At 70.4% G+C, this 19204-nt stretch carries 13 protein-coding genes; 3 read left to right on the top strand and 10 right to left on the bottom strand.

The window, feature by feature from the left end; all coding sequences use genetic code 11:
• Positions 1-13: 13 nt before the first annotated feature.
• The 4 genes from V5E28_RS23520 to gltB form a co-directional block, all read right to left on the bottom strand.
• Positions 14-364 carry a DUF2784 domain-containing protein gene (locus V5E28_RS23520; protein ID WP_336209191.1) on the bottom strand — a complete coding sequence of 117 codons (351 nt, stop codon included), beginning with the start codon at positions 362-364 and terminating at the stop codon, positions 14-16.
• Positions 361-1968 carry a S8 family serine peptidase gene (locus V5E28_RS23515; protein WP_336209190.1) on the bottom strand — a complete coding sequence of 536 codons (1608 nt, stop codon included), beginning with the start codon at positions 1966-1968 and terminating at the stop codon, positions 361-363. The genes V5E28_RS23520 and V5E28_RS23515 overlap by 4 nt, the downstream gene beginning before the upstream one ends.
• Before the next feature lie 181 nt (positions 1969-2149).
• On the bottom strand, positions 2150-3628 hold the full coding sequence (locus V5E28_RS23510) for a glutamate synthase subunit beta (RefSeq protein ID WP_336209189.1): 1479 nt from the start codon (positions 3626-3628) through the stop codon (positions 2150-2152).
• 14 nt (positions 3629-3642) lie between these two features.
• Entirely contained in the window at positions 3643-8148 is a 4506-nt protein-coding gene (gltB, locus tag V5E28_RS23505) for a glutamate synthase large subunit (RefSeq protein WP_336209188.1), read from the bottom strand.
• A gap of 257 nt (positions 8149-8405) precedes the next feature.
• Here gltB and V5E28_RS23500 point away from each other — a divergent pair, with 257 nt between their 5' ends.
• The 3 genes from V5E28_RS23500 (at position 8406) to V5E28_RS23490 (ending at position 14069) form a co-directional block, all read left to right on the top strand.
• Positions 8406-9950, top strand: a complete 1545-nt coding sequence (locus V5E28_RS23500) for a bis-aminopropyl spermidine synthase family protein (RefSeq protein WP_336209187.1) — start codon at positions 8406-8408, stop codon at positions 9948-9950.
• A 652-nt stretch (positions 9951-10602) separates the two neighbouring features.
• Positions 10603-11373, top strand: a complete 771-nt coding sequence (locus V5E28_RS23495; RefSeq protein WP_336209186.1) for a hypothetical protein — start codon at positions 10603-10605, stop codon at positions 11371-11373.
• Entirely contained in the window at positions 11367-14069 is a 2703-nt protein-coding gene (locus V5E28_RS23490) for an outer membrane protein assembly factor BamB family protein (protein WP_336209185.1), read from the top strand. Before V5E28_RS23495 ends, V5E28_RS23490 begins: the two co-directional genes overlap by 7 nt.
• 401 nt (positions 14070-14470) lie before the next feature.
• Here the strand turns inward: V5E28_RS23490 and V5E28_RS23485 are convergent, their stop codons facing one another.
• The 6 genes from V5E28_RS23485 to V5E28_RS23460 are packed head-to-tail and all read right to left on the bottom strand — an operon-like array spanning position 14471 to position 18960.
• Positions 14471-15058, bottom strand: coding sequence for a hypothetical protein (locus V5E28_RS23485; protein ID WP_336209184.1), 588 nt, complete (start codon positions 15056-15058; stop codon positions 14471-14473).
• Complete coding sequence (locus V5E28_RS23480) at positions 15058-15870, bottom strand: hypothetical protein (RefSeq protein WP_336209183.1); 813 nt, start codon at positions 15868-15870, stop codon at positions 15058-15060. Before V5E28_RS23480 ends, V5E28_RS23485 begins: the two co-directional genes overlap by 1 nt.
• 37 nt (positions 15871-15907) lie before the next feature.
• Positions 15908-16612, bottom strand: coding sequence for a VIT1/CCC1 transporter family protein (locus tag V5E28_RS23475; RefSeq protein WP_336209182.1), 705 nt, complete (start codon positions 16610-16612; stop codon positions 15908-15910).
• Positions 16609-17703, bottom strand: a complete 1095-nt coding sequence (gene lgt, locus V5E28_RS23470) for a prolipoprotein diacylglyceryl transferase (RefSeq protein WP_336209181.1) — start codon at positions 17701-17703, stop codon at positions 16609-16611. Before lgt ends, V5E28_RS23475 begins: the two co-directional genes overlap by 4 nt.
• Positions 17704-17729: 26 nt before the next feature.
• Positions 17730-18482, bottom strand: coding sequence for a DsbA family protein (locus V5E28_RS23465; protein WP_336209180.1), 753 nt, complete (start codon positions 18480-18482; stop codon positions 17730-17732).
• Positions 18448-18960, bottom strand: a complete 513-nt coding sequence (locus tag V5E28_RS23460) for a MauE/DoxX family redox-associated membrane protein (RefSeq protein ID WP_336209179.1) — start codon at positions 18958-18960, stop codon at positions 18448-18450. The genes V5E28_RS23465 and V5E28_RS23460 overlap by 35 nt, the downstream gene beginning before the upstream one ends.
• Between the last annotated feature and the right edge of the window lie 244 nt (positions 18961-19204).

Here is a 19204-nt window from a genome sequence, read left to right as displayed (position 1 = left end):
GACCACTTGGCAGTCATTGACGCCGCAGAACGTACCCGACATAGGAGAACAGCACGGCAACGGCGACGGCCAGACGTGCCAAGTTAGTGTATTGATCTGGATAGACGACGCCTTCGATGTAGTGGTCGATGAAGCCGCTGGCCGGCAGGCCCCGCATGTCGGCGCCGCGCCTGGCCCAGTCTTCGAGCACCGTCAGCGGGCACTCGACGCCGACGAACACCGACAGCAGCCCCCACCCGACGACGGCGAGATGCAGCCAGATCGTCCGCCTCCAGCGCCAGGCGACGAACCCGCCCAGGGCCAGATAGGCGAGAAACACGAAGTGCGCCACCATCGCCGCGTCGGCGAGGAGGCGGTACATCATGGCTTGAACGTAGCCGCCTTGTAGGCGTCGACGATACCCCGGCCGAAGAAGCCGTTCCTGGCGGCGTCGCCTTCGCAGACGTGCGTCGTCTTCTCGCCGTAGACCTTGTAGACGTACGCGCGCGGAGCCGGGCAGGGCTTGCGCATGGCGGTCCTGTAGAGGTAGTCCTCGACGGTGGCCGGCGGGAGGCTGAGACCTCCGGGGCCGGGCTTGCCGAAGCGGCTGACCAGGATGGCGGCGACCCCGGTGGCGTGCGGGGCGGCCATGGAGGTGCCGTCGAGATACTGGTAGTAGGAGCAGGTGCCGCTGGTGCAGTCGCGGACCACGTCGGCGCCCCTGGGCTTGCCCGACTTGTCGATCCTGCCCTTGGCGCGCAGCACGGCCTCGGGGGCGGCGGCCAGGATCGAGCGGGCGGGCGAGGCGGCCTTGCCGTCCAGCGCGTCGCCGCCGGGCGCGGCCAGGTCGGTCTGCTCGAGGCCGTAGTCGCTGTAGACGGCCTTGCGGCCGGAGGGGCCGACGGAGGAGATGGAGATGACGCCGCTGGACTCGGCGGGCACGTTGAGGCAGGAGTTGTCGACCTTGCGGACCCGTTCCTCGCCGCGCGGATAGCCGGGGCTGACCTTGTCCAGCTTGGGTGAGCCGAGGTCGGTGCCGCCGTTGCCGAGCGCGGAGATGAGGGTGACGCCCTTCTTGCGCGCGTAGTCCAGGGCCCGCTGCATGCCGGTGACGATGGCGCGCTGCTCGAGCCGCTCCTCGGCGCTGTCGGAGGGGTTGTTCCGGCAGTTGAACAGCCACGGGTCGACGTAGTAGCTCATGTTCACCACGTCGATGCCGGCGTCGCCGGCGTAGGTGAGGGCGTCGAGGCTGGCCTTGAGGAAGAAGAAGCCGGAGTCCTGGCCGGCCCTGATGCTGACGAGTTGCACTCCGGGCGCCACGCCGACGACGCCGACGCCGTTGGCCGGGGAGGCGATGGTGCTCGCGACGTGCGTGCCGTGGCCGTCGTCGTCCTGGTCGACCGGGTCCTTGCAGCCGCTGACCTCGCACGGGCCGTCGAGCGTCTCGCCGTTCTCGTCCTTCGGCCTGTCGGTGACGAAGTTGCGGCTGAGCTCGCGGTTGAAGTTCGGGGCGATGTCGGGGTGCTTGCCGTCGATGCCGGTGTCGATGACGCCGACGAGCACCTGCCTGCTTCCGGGGACCTTGGCGTGCGCCCGGTCGGCGCCGATCATCTTCATGTCCCACTGGCGTTCGGTGAGCGGGTCGCTCCTGCCGCCGCTGGTGAAGGAGCCCGCGTCGGGGAAGGTCCGGGCGGCGGAGGCGTACCCGATCCGGCGGTCGGTCGAGACGCCGACGACCGCCGGGTCGGCGCCGACGGCCTTGACGAAGGCCGGGCCGCTCGCGTGCGCGAGCACGTAGCCGAGCTTGGGCTCGGCGCGGACGGCGGTGCCGCCCGCGTCACCGATGAGGTCGAGCGCGTCGGCCTGCCTCCCGCTGGCGTAGAAGACCAGATACGCGGTCTGGGCGGCCTGCCGGGCGGTGGCGGGCGCGCAGGCGGCCAGCGAGGCTGCCGTGACCATGGCCGCGAGACAGGAGACAATTCGCCGCATTACTCCCCCATCCTCTGCAGTCCCTCAAAAGAGGCATCTTCCCGACACTTATCGGGTGATGCAACTTTGCGCCGTCGTAGCCGGACAGGCTATGGCAAAGCCGACAGGATGCAGTCATGGGCGGAGAGTGCTACCGGCCCGACGTTCGCGGCGCCCGCCGGAAGGCGGGCGCCGCGAGGGGTCAGACGAGCGGGCGCGCAGTCGGCAGGATCGGGTACGGCAGCGCCGTCTCGCCGGTCAGGAACCGGTCCACGCCGCTGGCCGCGGCGCGGCCCTCGGCGATCGCCCACACGATCAGCGACTGCCCGCGCCCCATGTCGCCGGCGACGAACACGCCGTCGACCTTGGACATGTACGTCTTGTCGCGCGAGACGTTGCCCCGCGCGTCATAGAAGCCGTCGCCGGCCAGCGCCGCCAGGTCCTGCAGCAGGGCGCCCTTCTCCGGGCCGAGGAAGCCCATGGACAGGGTGACCAGCTCGGCGGGGATCTCCCGCTCGCTGCCGGGGACGGGCTTGAAGCCGTTCTGCGGGCCCTCGACCTCGACCAGGCGCAGCGCCCGGACGTTGCCGTCGGCGTCGGCGACGAACTCGGTCGTGGAGACCGCGTAGACGCGATCGCCGCCGCCCTCCGCGAGCTCCTCGTGGGCGCTCTCCGTCTTGAACAGGATGGGGTAGGTGGGCCACGGCTGGCTCGCGGACCTGGTGGCGGGTGGCTGCGGCATGATCTCCAGCTGGGTGACCGAGGCCGCACCCTGCCTGATCGCGGTGCCGATGCAGTCGGCGCCGGTGTCACCGCCGCCGATCACCACCACGTGCTTGCCCTGGGCCGAGACCGGCGGGGTGTCGTAGTCGCCCTCCTGCACCTTGTTGGACAGGGGGAGATACTCCATCGCCTGGTAGACGCCCTTGAGGCCGCGGCCCGCCACCGGCAGGTCGCGCCACGCGGTGGCGCCGCCCGACAGCACCACGGCGTCGAACTCGGCGCGCAGCTCGGCGGCGGTGACGTCGACGCCGACGTCCACGCCGGTGCGGAACTCGGTGCCCTCGGCCCGCATCTGCTCGATGCGGCGCTCGATGTGCCGCTTCTCCATCTTGAACTCGGGGATGCCGTACCGCAGCAGGCCGCCGACGCGGTCGGCGCGTTCGAACACCACCACGTCGTGGCCCGCCCTGGTGAGCTGCTGGGCGGCGGCCAGCCCGGCCGGGCCGGAGCCGACGACCGCGACCCGCTTGCCGGTCCGGCGGGCCGGCGGCTGCGGTGTCACCCAGCCCTCGGCGAACGCGCGGTCGATGATCTCGACCTCGACCCGCTTGATCGCCACCGGATCGGAGTTGATGCCGAGCACGCACGCCGCCTCGCAGGGAGCCGGGCAGAGCCTGCCGGTGAACTCCGGGAAGTTGTTCGTGGCGTGCAGCCGCTCGATCGCCTCCCGCCAGTCGGTGCGGTGGACCAGGTCGTTCCACTCGGGGATGAGGTTGCCCAGCGGGCAGCCGTTGTGGCAGAACGGGATGCCGCAGTCCATGCAGCGGGCCGCCTGCTTGGTCAGCTTCTCCTGCGGGAAGTCCTGATAGACCTCCTGCCAGTCGCCGATGCGGACGTCGACGGGGCGGCGCGCCGGCAGCTCCCGGTCGTGCGTGAGAAAACCCTTGGGGTCAGCCATCGGTTACGCCTCCCTTATCCCTGAACCGCGGCCGCCATGACGGCCTCGTCGATGTCCCTGCCTTCGATCCGGGCGGCCTCGGCGGCCTCCATGACCCGCTTGTAATCGGTCGGCATGATCTTGCTGAATCTGGCGAGCGCGCCGTCCCAGTCGGCCAGCAGCTGCTTGGCCACCGGGGAGCCGGTCTCGGCGAAGTGCTTCTCGACGGCCTCCTTGAGGAACTCCGCGTCCTGCTCGGTGAGCGCCTCCAGGGCGACCATCTCCCGGTTGACCCGCTCGGCCCTGAGGTCGAGCAGGTAGGCGATGCCGCCGGACATGCCCGCCGCGAAGTTGCGGCCGGTCGGGCCGAGCACGACCACCTTGCCGCCGGTCATGTACTCGCAGCCGTGGTCGCCGACGCCCTCGACGACGGCGGTGGCGCCGGAGTTGCGGACGCAGAACCGCTCGCCGACCACCCCGCGGATGAACACCTCGCCGGACGTGGCCCCGTACAGGGTGACGTTGCCGGCGATGATGTGGCCGTCCAGCGGCGCCTCGTCGTGCGGGCGCAGCGTGATGCGGCCGCCGGACAGGCCCTTGCCGAGATAGTCGTTGGCGTCGCCGGCGAGCCGCAGCGTGATGCCGCGGGGCACGAACGCGCCGAAGGAGTTGCCTGCCGAGCCGGTGAAGGAGATGTCGATGGTGTTGTCCGGCAGGCCCGCGCCGCCGTACCGCTTGGTGACCTGATAGCCGAGCATGGTGCCGACGGTCCGGTTCACGTTGCGGATGGGCAGCTCCAGCATCACCGGGGTGCCCTCGTTGAGCGCCCCCTCGGCGAGCTGGATGAGCGTGTTGTCCAGAGCCTGCCCCAGGCCGTGGTCCTGCTCGACGGTGCGCCGAAGCGGGGTGCTCTCGGGGAGCTCCGGCCGGTGCAGGATCGGTGACAGGTCGAGCCCGCCGGCCTTCCAGTGGTTCTCGGCCGCGGTCATGTCGAGCATCTCGACGTGCCCGATCGCCTCGTCCAGCGTGCGGAAGCCCAGCTCGGCGAGGTACTCGCGGATCTCCTCGGCGATGAACTCGAAGAAGTTGACCACGAACTCCGGCTTGCCGGTGAAGCGCTTGCGCAGCTCGGGGTTCTGCGTGGCGACGCCCACCGGGCAGGTGTCGAGGTGGCAGACGCGCATCATCACGCAGCCGGACACGACCAGCGGCGCGGTGGCGAAGCCGTACTCCTCGGCCCCGAGCAGCGCGGCGATGACCACGTCGCGGCCGGTCTTGAGCTGGCCGTCGACCTGCACCACGATGCGGTCGCGCAGGTTGTTGAGCAGCAGCGTCTGCTGCGTCTCGGCCAGGCCGAGCTCCCAGGGCGCGCCGGCGTGCTTGAGCGAGGTGAGCGGCGAGGCGCCGGTGCCGCCGTCGTGGCCGGAGATCAGCACCACGTCGGCGTGCGCCTTGGACACCCCGGCCGCGACCGTGCCGACGCCGACCTCGGCGACCAGCTTCACGTGCACCCTCGACTCCGGGTTGGAGTTCTTCAGGTCGTGGATGAGCTGGGCCAGGTCCTCGATCGAGTAGATGTCGTGGTGCGGCGGCGGCGAGATGAGGCCGACACCGGGCGTGGAGTGCCTGGTCTTGGCGATCCACGGATAGACCTTGTGGCCGGGCAGCTGGCCGCCCTCGCCGGGCTTGGCGCCCTGCGCCATCTTGATCTGCAGGTCGGAGGCGTTCACCAGATACTCGGAGGTCACCCCGAACCGGCCGGAGGCCACCTGCTTGATGGCGCTGCGGCGGGTGGCGTCGTAGAGGCGCTCGGGGTCCTCGCCGCCCTCACCGGTGTTGGACTTGGCGCCCAGCCGGTTCATCGCGATGGCGAGCGTCTCGTGCGCCTCCATCGAGATCGAGCCGTACGACATCGCGCCCGTGGAGAACCTCTTGACGATCTCCGAGACGGGCTCGACCTCCTCGATCGGGATCGAGGCGCCCTTGCGGAGCTTGAACAGGCCGCGCAGGGTCATGAGCCGCTCGGACTGGGAGTCCACCATGCCGGTGTACTCCTTGAAGATCTCGTAGCGGCGGCTCCTGGTGGCGTGCTGCAGCTTGAAGACGGTCTCGGGGTTGAACAGGTGCGGCTCGCCCTCGCGCCGCCACTGGTACTCGCCGCCGACCTGCAGCCGCCGATGCGCGTTCTCGGCGCGCGGGTAGGCGTGCCGGTGCCGCTCGGCCGTCTCGCGGGCCAGCACGTCGAAGCCGACGCCGCCGAGCCGGGAGGTGGTGCCGGTGAAGCAGGAGTCGACGACCTCCTGGCTGAGCCCGAGCGCCTCGAAGATCTGCGCGCCGGTGTAGGAGGCGACCGTGGACACGCCCATCTTGGACATGACCTTGATGACGCCCTTGCCGTAGGCCTTGATGAGGTTGCGCACGGCCTTGCGCTTGTCGATCGGCAGCACACCGGTGTCGACGAGGTCCTCGACGGTCTCGATGGCGAGGTACGGGTTGACCGCGCCCGCGCCGTAGCCGATCAGCAGCGCCATGTGGTGGCACTCGCGGGCCTCGCCGGTCTCGATGACCAGGCCGATCTTCGTCCGGGTCTTCTCCTGGATCAGGTGGTGGTGCACGGCGCCGGTGAGCAGCAGCGACGGGATCGGCGCGAGCGCCTCGGAGGAACCGCGGTCGGACAGCACGATGATCCGGGCGCCGTCGGCGATCGCCCGTGACGCCTCGGTCCTGATCTCCCTCAGACGGGTCAGCAGCGCCTGGCCGCCGCCCGCCACCGGGTAGAGGCCGGAGATCACGTGCGGGTGGAAGCCGGGCAGGTCGTGCTCGTCGTTGATATGGATGATCTTGGCGAGCTCGTCGTTGTCGATCACCGGATACGGCAGCACGAGCTGGCGGCAGGAGGTGGGGCCCGGGTCGAGCAGGTTGCCCTCGGGGCCGATCACGCTGGCCAGCGAGGTGACCAGCTCCTCGCGGATGGCGTCCAGCGGCGGGTTGGTGACCTGCGCGAACAGCTGCGTGAAGTAGTCGAACAGCAGCCGGGGCTTCTCGCTCAGGACCGCGACCGGCGTGTCCGTGCCCATCGAGCCGATCGGCTCGATGCCGGACTTGGCCATCGGCGACAGGATGATGCGCAGCTCTTCCTCGGTGTAGCCGAAGGTCTGCTGCCGCTTGACGAGCGCCTCGTGCGTGGGGATCTCCCGCTGGCGTGCGGGCAGCTCCTCGAAGCGCACCAGCCCGGCGTGCAGCCAGTCCTCGTACGGCAGCGTGGCGGCGAGCTCGGCCTTGATCTCGTCATCTTCGATGATCTTGCCGCGGGCGGTGTCGATGAGGAACATCCGGCCCGGCTGCAGGCGGCCCTTGCGGACGACGTCCTCGGGCTTGAAGTCGAGCACGCCCGCCTCGGAGGCCAGCACGACGAGCCCGTCGGCGGTCACCCAGAAGCGGCCGGGGCGCAGGCCGTTACGGTCGAGCACGGCGCCGGCCAGCGTGCCGTCGGTGAACGTGATCGACGCCGGGCCGTCCCACGCCTCCATCAGCGAGGAGTGGAACTCGTAGAAGGCGCGCCGCGCGGGATCCATCTCGGTGTGGTTCTCCCACGCCTCCGGGATCATCATGAGCACGGCGTGCGGCAGGCTGCGGCCGCCGATGTGGAGCAGCTCCAGCACCTCGTCGAAGGAGGCGGTGTCGCTCGCGTCGGGGTCGCAGATCGGGAAGAGCCGCGCCAGGTCGCCCGGGATGACGGACGACTCGAGCATGGCCTCGCGGGCCCGCATCCAGTTGCGGTTGCCCTTGACCGTGTTGATCTCGCCGTTGTGCGCGATGTAGCGGTAGGGGTGGGCCAGCGGCCAGCTCGGGAAGGTGTTGGTCGAGAAGCGCGAGTGCACCAGGGCGATCGCGCTGTCGTAGCGCTCGTCCGACAGGTCGGGGAAGAACGGCTCGACCTGGTCGGGGGTGAGCATGCCCTTGTAGACGACCGTGCGGGCCGACAGGGACGGGAAGTACACGTCCACTTCGTGCTCGGCCCGCTTGCGCAGGCAGAACGCGAGCCTGTCGAGCTCCAGCCCGGCCTCGCCGCCGGGGGCGGCCACGAAGATCTGCTTGAAGAACGGCATCACGGCGCGGGCGCTCGGCCCGGGCAGGGTGCGGTCGACCGGCACGTCCCGCCAGCCGAGGACGGTGAGGCCCTCCTCGGCGGCGATCTCCTCGATCATGCCGACACCGATCGCGCGAGCCTCGTCGTCGATCGGCAGGAAGGCGATGCCGGTGGCGTACCGGCCGCTGTCGGGCAGCGCGAACGGCACGTCCGCGCGGTAGAACGCATCGGGGATCTGCGTCAGGATCCCGGCTCCGTCGCCGGTGTCCGGCTCGCTACCCTTGGCCCCCCGGTGATCGAGATTGCACAGTGCCGTCAGAGCCTTGACCACGATCTCGTGCCCCCGGCGACCGGCGACGTCGGCCACCATGGCGACACCGCAGGCATCATGCTCGTTGGCGGGGTCGTAGAGGCCCTGGGGCTCGGGGAATCCGAGGTGGGCAGCAGGCATTGAATCCCTCCCGTCGTCTTCGTCTGTCTGAACTGCACTACAGGCGGGGACGACGTTGGCCCTGCTGCATATCGTGGATAGAGGTTACCGCACGCTGCCGGAATGGTGCCCACCACGTCCGCATTGCGAACATTCGCGCTATCCCGGTATATGAACGCCCCCGTCCCAAACACCGGAACGGGTGCTGAAATTTCGCCCCGCCCGAGGTCCCGCGGCATGGGCGGGGCCGTGTCGCCGCCGCTCGATAGGGTTGCCCCATGGAGCGTGACGGGGTGGAGCGCCTGCTGGGCGCGGCCGGGGCCGACAGCAGGAGGCTCAGGCACGCCCTGACCCTGCTGTGCGACGGCCAGTGGTGGACGCTGGCCGATCTGGTCAGGCAGAGCGCCACATCCAGGCGCACGATCGAGGAGCTGCTGCGCGAGGTGCGGCTGGAGCGCTCCGGAGACCGGTTCCGGGTACCGCTCACGCACTCCCCCGACTACCAGGACCTCGAGGCCGTCGCCCCGCCTCCCGCGGACCCGGTCGCGCACCTCCTGGCCCACTACGAGCCGGCGCTGGAGCGCCTGGGCGAGCTCATCGCCAAGGCCCCGCGCGCCCGGCACACGCTCGACCACGTGGCGGCCACCCCCGACACCGTGCTGCGCAGGGCCCTGCTGCTCGGCACCCGGTTCTGGCTGCCAGGCGCGCGGCTGCTCTGCGTCGGAGACCACGACCTCACCTCACTCGCGGTCAAGCTCGTCCACCCGGAGACGGACGTCACGGTGGTCGACGTCGACGAGCGCATCCTCGCCTACATCGACGAGCAGGACCTGGGCGTCCGCACCCGCTGGGCGGACCTGCGCCTCACCCTCCCTCCGTCGGCCCGTGACCACGATCTGGCGATCACCGACCCTCCTTACACCCCTGAGGGCATCAGCCTGTTCACCGCCCGCGCGATCGAGGGCCTGAAGGACGACGGCCGAGTCCTGCTCGCCTACGGCGCGAGCGAGCGCACCCCGGCCCTGGCCCTCAAAGTGCAGAACTCCCTCTCTGCACTGAATCTCACCTTTGAAGCTATATACCCCGACTTCAACCGATATTTCGGCGCCGAGGCCATCGGCTCCGCCGCCGATCTCTACATCCTCCGTCCCACCACGAAGACCCGTCCCGCTGCGGCCGCCCGTCTCGACCGCGCGACCACCGCCATCTACACCCAGGGCCCCCAGTCGATCGAGTCCAGCCGGCCCGCCGAGGCCGACCCCGTCCCCTCCGAGGCCGACCTCCTCGTCGGCGACTGGCCGAAGCCCCTCCCCCAGCCCAGGGCCAAGCTCACCACCTGGCTGTCCAAGCCCTACGCGGCGAACCCCGACAGCGTGGCGATCGCCGTCCCCGCCGGCCTGGAAAGCGCCGTCCCCCGCCTCCTGCTGGCCGCCCGCGCCTCCCGCGTCCACCTCCACCTGGCTCAGCCCGCCGAGGTCCCCGCCGCCCTGACCGCCGCCCTGACCGCCGTCTACGACTGCACCGCCGACGGCACCGTCCTGCACGCCGTACGCCGCCCCCACCCGCCGGACCCCGAGACCCAGGTGCTGCGCCGCATCCTCGACCACGCCCACGCCAAACTGGCCAACACCTGGCGTGAGGCCCTCATCGCGCTGGCCCGCACCCAGGGCGCCACCCTCACCAAGAACGAGGCCCGCGCCCTCATCCGCCAGGCCGCGCCCTGGGCCGAGGACATCACCCCCCTGGAGGCGTCGCTCCACCGCCTGGCTGACCTCCCCGCCCAGGTCGCCACCACCGTCCACGCCCTCTCCACCACCACCTGACCCCTCCCCGACCGGGCAGGCTGAGAGCTGTCCCAGCCACGCGCAGCCGTGAGTCCCACGCCCGCCTCGGGCTCAGGCGTTCGCGGAAATCCAACGGATATGGGTCTGACCTGCATGGATAGAGCTTGACTCGCCGCTGAGGACACGGCGGCGGCCGGTTTCGGGGTCGTCGGCCCACCGACGCCAACGACCGCTACCCGGATGACCTGGCCGAGCGGCCCGCTTCCGGCGCGACGTTCTCGAACAGCCAGGCGTCGGCACGGTCGTCCTGCTCCAAGGCGTCAACGACATCGGATTCAGCGAGTCAGGCACGCCCACGTACAAGCCCGCACCCGTTATCTCCGCCGGCGAGCTGACCTCCACGCGGAGCTGGGACCACCCGATGCGATCACGCGTCCGGCCCCCGCCGCGCCCAGCCCCGGCCGGGGCCGGACTCGGCGCTCATAGCAAACCTCGCAATAACGCAACGTTACGGCCGTCGTACCGATATATAGCGAGGAAGAGGACTTGGGGGCGGCCGTTCACTGGGGGGGACAGTCCCGTGGCCAAAGCGCGACAGAAAAAGCGTGCCAGATCTGCTCGGGTGGCAACGGCTTCCGCACCGCGGGCCGAGGAGGCCGAGCAGCCGGCCGGGCCCGGGGGATGGACGGCCATGCGGACGTGGCTGGCCGGGATTCTCAGTGCCGTGCTCATCGCGGCGATAGGAGTCGTGTTCAGCACCTGGTTCAGCGCACGTGGACCGGACACCATGGACCGTATCGGCGGCGGCCCCCCGATCACGGTCGGCTACGTGGCCATTGACTTCACCGGCCGGGTCAGCGCCTTGAGGGAAGCGGTGACCGATCCCGAAGGGCGGGTGGCCCTGCGGGCGAGCGCCGCCGACGCGACACGTGAGGTGGTCCTGACACGCCACCGTAGGGCCCTGATCGACTTGATGAACGTCACCGTGACTCTCGTCGGCAACCGCAGCAGCCTGCGCATCGTCGACATGAAGCCGCGCATCCTCACCCGCGGGCCCGTGTCGGACGGCGCGCGACTGAGCGCCAGCAGCGCCGGGGAGACCGGAACCATCGAACTCGCCGCCGACCTGGATCGGAAGGCTCCCCGGTTCACCATGGCCGAGGATCCGCAGACTCCCTACTTCAGAAAGAAGCAGATCGACCTGAAACGGGACGAGCGGGTCACCCTCAACATGACGATCGCTGGCGAGAAGGCGTATTACGAGTTCGATCTCCTGCTCACGGTGCTGGTGGAGGACCGGACCGAGCAGATGGTGATCAACGGGCCGGACAAAACCCCGTTCCGGCTCACCGGGGCCGCCAAGTCCTACCGTTCTTACTACCGTGATTCCCCGTTGGGCGGCTGGGAGCCGCTCTCCCGCGACCAGGTCTGTGAGATGGACCCGAAGGCGAAGGGGTGCTGAACGTGCGAGGGCTTCGCGGCGGCGCCGTCCTGCTGGCGATCCTGCTCGCCTGCCCCACCCTGGTCGGGGACAGACCACATCTCGCGATGGTGCCGGTCGCGTGGCGCCCTGCCTGGTCGACGCCCGTCGGCGTCGACACTGTCGGTCTGATTGCCGCAGTCTCCGACCAGGCTCTGGCAGTGGCGACGCGACCGGACACGGTACGGGTCTACGATCCGCATACCGGGGAGATCCTGCGGGACATTCCCATCGCCTCCCGCTTCCCCGCTCCCATCACCGGCGTCTGGGTCGCGTCCGACACGCTCGTCGTGTCGAAGGGTGTTCCCGACGTGGCCGGACAGGCTCTGTACGGCTACGACCTGGCCACGGGCGCAGATCTGTGGCAGCGCACGGTCGTGGTTTCCACGCAGGACAGAACAGCGGGTGTCGGTACGTACGGAGGGCCGCGAATCATGGTGACCCGGCGCGGCATCCTGATCGTCGAGCGGTCGGCCGAGCCGTTCGACCTACACTCCCTCGATCCGCGCTCCGGGAGGACGCAGACGCGCGCCATCCACCCGGGACGCTGCGACCTGCTGGGCTCCGCGACTGATCAGTCGCTGATGTTCCTCAGCTACTGCGCCGGGAATCGCGTCCAGCTCACCTCCGTGGATCCGCGCACCCTGCGACCGGAATGGGCGCGCCGGATGCCGTCCACCTTCTCGCTGCCGCACGATCCTGAGGTCGGAGACCCGCCCCAGATGGACGTCCAGGCCGGTCCTGAGGGATACGTCTACGCCCTCACGGGAAACGAGGGCTTCTTCTTCGCGCCTGACGGCCGACGGCTGTCCAGCGCCCGCGACGCCGTCGCGACGACCGGTCTGACGCGGTGGACCCGGCCGCTGTTCGCCGGCGCGTACCCCGCGATCGGCGAGGACGGGGGGTTGGATCTGTCCGGACGGTGGCCGTTGGCCGCCTATCTGCTTTCGCTGGACACCGGCACCGGCCGCATGGGCGCACTGCCGCTCACCCTGCCCTCGTACACCGCATCCCTCGTCGGGACCATCCGCGGCATGGCCTTCGTCCATCACGAGGACCGGATGTTCGCCTACCGGCTCGTTCACGGGCTCCCCACCGGACCCGCCGTGTTCGGCGGTGTCCCGGCGCGTGCTTGGCCGGACGCCTGCGCTCTGCTGACCGGCCGTGACCTGCGCGTTCTGGCGGACGGCTACCGCCCCGTGCCTTCGATGAAGAAGCTGGCCGGAATCGAGCTGCCGAACCCCGCGGCATGCGACTGGGTGCCGCCCACGGACGACGCCCCCGTCCTCAGCCTCTCGATCGACTGGGTATCCTCCACGACCGCGGACGCGCGTGAGCTCTTCACTCGGGCGGCCACCTATTCCAGGACGAACGACACCTTCGATCCCTCCGACGAGAGCAGCCGGCATTTCTCTCGAACCGTGGAAGGGCCGGCCGGGGCCTTCGGTGAGACGGTCGTCAACGCGGGCCCGGTCATCGTCCGGCTGAGCTCCACCTCGCGGCGGGCGCTGCGGCGCGTCGCCCCGCTGCTCCAGGACAACCTGCTGGCGCGCTATCAGCCGGGTATCCGCGCACCCGCCCCCGCGCGCAGGGGCGGCTGGAGCCACCCCACCGACGGGCCGGTCTATCCCGAGCCGGTGGTGGTCGATGACGTCGTCTACGCCGGCAGCGGCGACGGGACGCTTCAGGCGCTCGACGCCCGCACCGGGGCGGCGCGATGGATCGTCCGGACGGGCGGCAGCATCATGAGAAGCCCGGCGGTGGTGAAGGGCGCCGTGTACGCCGAGAGCGGCGGCAAGATCGTCGCGCTGGACGCCGCCTCCGGCCGCAGGCGGTGGAGCCGCACCATCAGGGCCGGCCGCGGCCCCGTGGTGGCGGACGGCGTGCTGTACGCGATCGACGAGGACTCCGAGGTCGTCGCACTGGGCGCGGCCCGCGGCAAGGAGCTGTGGAGGTTCCGCCCCGACGGCTCCGCGCTCAACACCGATCCCGTGGTGGCCGGCAGCGTCGTTCTCCTCGGCAGCGACCACGGCGTCGTGTACGGCGTGGACGCCTCCTCCGGCGAGCAGCGGTGGCGTTTACCTGCCGGCGACAGCGAGGACCGCGTCCACCTGGCGGTGGCGGGCGGGGTGGTGTACGCCGCGAACGAGAGCGGCAAGGTACACGCCCTGGACGCGGCCACCGGGAAGGTCCGCTGGGTCTCCCGGGTCGACAGGGCCATCGTCTCCCCTCCGGTGAGCGCTGGCGACGCCGTCTATCTCGACGTCAGTGGCCGCACCACCTACGCGCTGGACGCCGCCAGCGGCAAGCGGTTGTGGAGCTTCCTCGCCCCGGGCGACGACCTCACCTTCGACTGGAACGCCACGACGGCTGACGGACTCGTGTACGTCAGTGGACCCGACTACCGGGTGCACGCGCTGGACGCGGCATCCGGGGCGGAACGCTGGAGCTCCCCGGTCGGCGACGGCGTCCATTCCGGCCCCGTGGTCGCCGCAGGGACCGTCTACGTCGGCGGCGACGACGGGACGCTGTACGCGCTCGACCCCGCCACCGGCGCGCCGCGATGGAGCTTCCCGACCGGCGGCACCATCGAGACCACACCCGTTGTAGCCGGCGACCTGGTGTACGTCGGCAGCTCGAACGGCAACCTCTTCGCGCTGCCCACGGCAGGCGGCTAGGTGTTTTGCCCCGCGAGGTTGGGTGTGGGCCTGGCGGGCGCCGGCTTGCCCTCGCGCGCAGAGCTCAGGGGTCCCGGCAGCCATGAAGACGGTCTCTACGAAGGAGCCGCTAATGATCACCGACCCGACGATCACCCGGATCGGCCAGGGGTAGAGCTGCGTCACCACCGAGGTCAGCGTTAAGCCGCTCGCGACGTGTTCGCGCAGATCTGGGACGACATCGGCGGCGAGCAAGGCGACCCGCTGCATGTCTGCGTCCCTGCCCACGCAATGGCCGACGTGCAGGACGACGTGCACCGTCCATGACGTTGGGGCTTGCCAGCGCGGATTCGCTTGTCGCGGAGCTCGGGCACTGCCACCCCCAGGGCGTCGCCTCACACCTCTGACAGGCGACACCCAGGTCAGGTCGCGGCGAGCACGCGGGCCTGGACGGCGTGGCCCAGGGCGTCGAGGGCGATGAGGGGCTGGACCAGGTCCGCCCCGCCGGCGACGCTCCCGGCCCAGCTCACCGTGACGAAGTGCCCCAGGGCTCGGACCTCCGCTCGGCTGCGCGCCGCGTCGAACGGCACCGCCTGCCGTACGAAACCGTCCTTGCGCAGGGCGGTGACCAGGGCGTCGGCGGTGCGGCCGTCCGGAAGGTTGAAGATGACGAACTGGCCGGCGATGGCGGCGCCCGTGTAGGTGGCCCGCAGAGCCTGCGTGCAACCGGGCGCGGAGGCGCCCCACAGGGCGTCGTCGCAGTCGGTGAACTCCTCCACGGCGTCCCTGGTCAAGGCACCGAGGGTCTGCGTGGCCGGGGTGAAGAGCTCGGCCGTCGTCAGAGGTGCGGCGTCGGCCTGGCGGGAGTCGACGAGGGCGTACAGGGCGGAGGTGGGTTCGGCGCGAAGGGCCGCGGGGCGGGGCAGGTCGCGGCCGGGCCACAGCCAGGCTCCGACGGCCGCCACGGCGAGTGCGGCCACCACCAGGGCGACGACGAGGCGCACCGGCATCAGGAGGCCGGTCCCGTGATGGCGACGACCCTCCGGTAGATGGCCTTCTCGGCGCCTCTCAGGGTGAGGGCGAGCGAGACGTAGTCGTCTTTGGCGGTGGGTTCGGCGCCGTCGCTCCTGCCGACCCAGACGAGGCCGACGTAGTGGCCGAGGGCGTAGCCGCCTGCCTCGGTGTAGCCGCCTGCCGGGTAGGTGACCTTCGAGCTCTCCAGCGGGAGGGTCCAGCCGCCCCGGTAGAGGGTTTCGAGCGATTCGACGAGCTCGGCGGCGGCCTTGCCGTCACGCAGGTTGAGCAGGGTGTACTGGCCGATGTAGCGGCCGTCGGCGCTGGTGTAGAGGCCGCGGGCGGCCTGGGTGCACTGGGCGGCGGCCACTCTCGCGATCAGCTCCGCGCCCCACAGGGTGGCCGAGCAGTCGGCGTCGATCCGGCTGCCGGCGAGTTTCATGGTGAGCTTCTTCTCGCCGGTGAGGGTCTTCTGGCCGAAGATCTCCTTGGCGGTGAGCGGTTTGGCGTCCTTGGACCGGTCGGCCACCGGCTCGAACAGCTTGGGCGAGGCCCAGCCCTGGAAGCTCTGCGGCAGCGCGGCGTCGGGCCGGATGACGGCGGCGCTGGCTTGACGCTCGGGCGTGTAGCTGCCCAGCGAGCCGACGACGGCGACCAGCGCGAGGGCGCTCACCACGACGCCCGCGATCGAGGCGACGATGACGAGGAGCCGCTGCTGCTCCGGCCTGAGGCCCCAGTCGGTCAGGAGCGGCAGCTGCCAGTCGGAGCGGGGCGTGCGGCGCCGCTTGCGTGGTCTGGTGCCGCTCACGGTTCGGACCCCCGATCAGGTTGTGGTCTGGTGCCGTTCACAGCCCGGATGCCCCGATCAGGTTGCCGAGCCCGAAGGTGAGTCCGGCCGCCACCACTCCGACGACGAACTGGCGGAGCCCGGAGTACCACCAGCTGCGTGCGGTCACGGTGGAGACGACAGCGCCGGCGCCGAACAGCGCCACGCAGGAGACCACGGCCGACACCCAGAGGTCGACGACGCCGAACAGGTAGGGCAGCAGCGGCAGCACGGCGCCCACGCTGAACGACAGGAAGGACGAGACGGCCGCCAGCTGGGGCGAGGGCAGGTCTCCGGGCTCGACGCCGAGCTCGTTCTGGGCGTGGACCTCCAGTGCCTGCTCGGGGTCGCGGGAGATCTGCCTGGCCACCTCGGCCGCCAGCGCGGGCTCGACGCCCCGGCCGACGAAGACCTGGGCCAGCTCCTCCTGCTCGGCCTCGGGGTTGCGGTCGAGCTCGCGGGCCTCGACGGCGATCTCGGCCTGGGCGAGCTCACGCTGGCTGGCGACGGACACGTACTCGCCGCCGGCCATGGAGAAGGCGCCGGCGGCGAGCCCGGCGACGCCGGCGAGCGCGATGACCCTGGTGTTGGAGGTGCCGCCGGCGACGCCGGCGATGAGCGCGAAGTTCGACACCAGGCCGTCCATCGCACCGAACACCGACGGCCTGAGCCAGCCGCCGGTGACGTCGCGATGCTGGTGGTGGATCTCCGCGCGCCCGCTCATCGCGAGTTCTTCTCCTCCGGCACGGCTTCGGTCCTGATCTCCGGCTCGGCTTCGGCCTTGACGCCGTTCGGGGTGTCGCTCCCCGTCGCCGTCTCGGGCCCGGCCTCTGCTTCGCCGGCTCGCGAGGTCTCGGCCTGGGCGGGGGTCTCCCCGTCGCGGGGCCGCTCGTCCTGCGTGTCGGAGTCCGCTGGAGACGCGACTTCACGCTCCGGGTCCGCCAGGTCCGACGGGTGGGCGGGATCAGCCTCCCCGGCCTCCCCGGCAGGGACGACGATCTCCTCGCCGGTCCTGTTCCTGGTGACCCAGAAGTAGATCAGCGCGCCGACGAAGAGGACGATCGCGGTGTACTGGTTGATGCGCAGCCCGAGGAACTCGACCGCGTGGTCCACGCCGCCGACCGGGTCGATGCGCAGCCCCTCGATCCAGAACCGCCCCAGCGTGTAGCCGGCGATGTAGAGGGCGAACAGCCGTCCGTAGCGCAGCGAGAACCGCTTGCCGATGAAGAGCAGGGCGAAGCCGAGCGCCAGGTTCCAGAGCGACTCGTACAGGAATGTCGGGTGATAGAGGACGCCGGGCTCGCCGCCGTGGGCCTGGTCGATCTCCAGACCCCAGGGCAGCGTGGTGGGCGCGCCGTAGAGCTCCTGGTTGAACCAGTTGCCCCAGCGGCCGATGGCCTGTGCGAAGGCGATGCCCGGCGCGACCGTGTCGGCGACCGCGCCCAGTGACAGGCCGCGCTTGCGGCAGGCCAGCCAGACGCCGACGCCGCCGAGCGCGACCGCGCCCCAGATGCCGAGCCCGCCTTCCCAGATGAACAGGGCCTGGTAGGGCTCCTTGATCGCGCGGGCGCCGAAATAGGTCTGCCAGTCGGTGACGACGTGGTAGAGGCGGCCGCCGATCAGACCGAAGATCACCGCGGGCACGGCGATGTCGATGATCGTGCCCGCCTGGCCGCCGCGGGCGCGCCAGCGGCGCTCGCTCAGCCAGACGGCGAATATGACACCGAGCACGATGCACAGGGCATAGGCCCGGATCGGCACGAATCCGAGATACCAGACCCCCTGGGAAGGGCTGGGAATCGAGGCTAGGGGCATGTCACGTGAGGGTAGCGGACGTCAGGCTACTTGGCGGCCTCGGTGACCGCATCGCGCAGTTCCCGAGGCGTGAAAGCGACGTTGTTGTCGATGATCTGGCCGTTGAGCTTCACCGTGGGAGTGCCCTGGAGCTTCTGCTCGTCGTCGACCTTCTTGCTGTAGTCGAGCTGGGCCTGCGCGTGCTTCTGCGAGGTGACGCAGCTCTCGAAGCCGGGCGTGGTGACGCCGGCCTCCTCGCCCCAGTCCACGAGCTGGTCGACGGTGAAGCCCTCGACGGTCTCGCTGGGCTGGTTCTTGTAGAGGATGTCGTGGAAGGCCACCCACTGCTTCCCGTCGGACACGCAGCGGGCGGCGGCTCCCGCCCGCACCGAGTTGGACTTGGTGGGCTCCTGGGAGAAGATCGTGATCGGGTGGTAGACCACCTTGGCCAGGCCCTCGGCCGCGAGGTTCTTGAAGGTCGGGCCGCTGACCCGCTCCAGCTCCTTGCAGGCGGGACACTGGAAGTCCTCGTAGATGTCGAGCACCGGCACGGTCACGCCGTCCTTGGCCATCGCCGCGGTCCCGTCGGTCTGCACGGTGGTGGGCGCCAGCGAGGCTCCCGCCTCCTCCGAGCGCGACCTGCTCGTGTTGTACCACATGCCCGCACCGACCGCGCCCAGCGCCACCACGCCGACCGCCACATAGGTGATCACGCGCCTGCGCTGCTCCCGCACACGGTCGGCGGCCTGCTGCTCCCTGATCTTGTCACGCGCCGACTTCGCCCGGTCGCCCTTGCCCATCACCGTTCTCCTCTTCATCGAGCAGGTGCTCCGCACCCGCCAACCCCAGTGGCCGGTCCAGCGCGAAGCGGCCCGGCGGGAAACGCACGATCCAGGCGCCCAGCAGCACGAGGCCGAAGTCGCGCAGGATGTCGAGCAGGTATGTCGGCTCCTGCCCTGCGCCGAGTTGCCCACCGCCGCCGAAGCAACCGCAGTCGATGCGCAGCCCGTGGGCCCACGCCCAGGCGATGCCGAAGACGAAGGCGAACATGAGCAGCGCGGCGATGACGGCCGCCACCCTGGTCATGAGACCCACGATCAGCAGCACCCCGACCACGACCTCCACGATCGGCAGGCCGTAGCCGGCGGTCGTCGCCACCGGCTCGGGAAGCAGCTCGTACGCTCTGACCGCCACCACGGAGTCGGACGGATTGCCGATTTTGAGCCCTCCGGCCGCTATCAGCACCCCACCCAAGATCAATCTGGCGACGGTCGTCACCCAGGGTACAGCCGATCTCGCACTACGTGACGCCTGCGACGCGTTCACGGGCCATCTCCTCTTCCTCTGTGCCGGAAGCGCACAGTATCCGGGTCCTATCCGATCACGCTCGGGATAAGGGACGGCTAAGGCACGGCAGCCGGCGTGCTTTCGGCTCCGGAGCTGCGGTGAAGCCCGAATTCCGCTGGACGCGGAACCAGCCGCGCGCCGCCGGTCCCGGTTCGAATTCCGGACCCGCCGAGAT

The organism is Nonomuraea sp. LPB2021202275-12-8 (assembly GCF_037044575.1).
Lineage (GTDB): Bacteria > Actinomycetota > Actinomycetes > Streptosporangiales > Streptosporangiaceae > Nonomuraea.
This window is presented reverse-complemented; position numbering and strand designations above follow the sequence as displayed.

What these genes read in the sequence shown, in the direction of transcription:
- V5E28_RS23515 (WP_336209190.1), bottom strand. Translation starts at nt 1,968, where the DNA reads ATGCGGCGAATTGTCTCCTGTCTCGCGGCCATGGTCACGGCAGCCTCG.
- V5E28_RS23495 (WP_336209186.1), top strand. Translation starts at nt 10,603, where the DNA reads ATGCGGACGTGGCTGGCCGGGATTCTCAGTGCCGTGCTCATCGCGGCG.
- V5E28_RS23475 (WP_336209182.1), bottom strand. Translation starts at nt 16,612, where the DNA reads ATGAGCGGGCGCGCGGAGATCCACCACCAGCATCGCGACGTCACCGGC.
- V5E28_RS23485 (WP_336209184.1), bottom strand. Translation starts at nt 15,058, where the DNA reads ATGCCGGTGCGCCTCGTCGTCGCCCTGGTGGTGGCCGCACTCGCCGTG.
- V5E28_RS23500 (WP_336209187.1), top strand. Translation starts at nt 8,406, where the DNA reads ATGGAGCGTGACGGGGTGGAGCGCCTGCTGGGCGCGGCCGGGGCCGAC.
- V5E28_RS23510 (WP_336209189.1), bottom strand. Translation starts at nt 3,628, where the DNA reads ATGGCTGACCCCAAGGGTTTTCTCACGCACGACCGGGAGCTGCCGGCG.
- V5E28_RS23465 (WP_336209180.1), bottom strand. Translation starts at nt 18,482, where the DNA reads ATGGGCAAGGGCGACCGGGCGAAGTCGGCGCGTGACAAGATCAGGGAG.
- V5E28_RS23520 (WP_336209191.1), bottom strand. Translation starts at nt 364, where the DNA reads ATGATGTACCGCCTCCTCGCCGACGCGGCGATGGTGGCGCACTTCGTG.
- gltB (WP_336209188.1), bottom strand. Translation starts at nt 8,148, where the DNA reads ATGCCTGCTGCCCACCTCGGATTCCCCGAGCCCCAGGGCCTCTACGAC.
- lgt (WP_336209181.1), bottom strand. Translation starts at nt 17,703, where the DNA reads ATGCCCCTAGCCTCGATTCCCAGCCCTTCCCAGGGGGTCTGGTATCTC.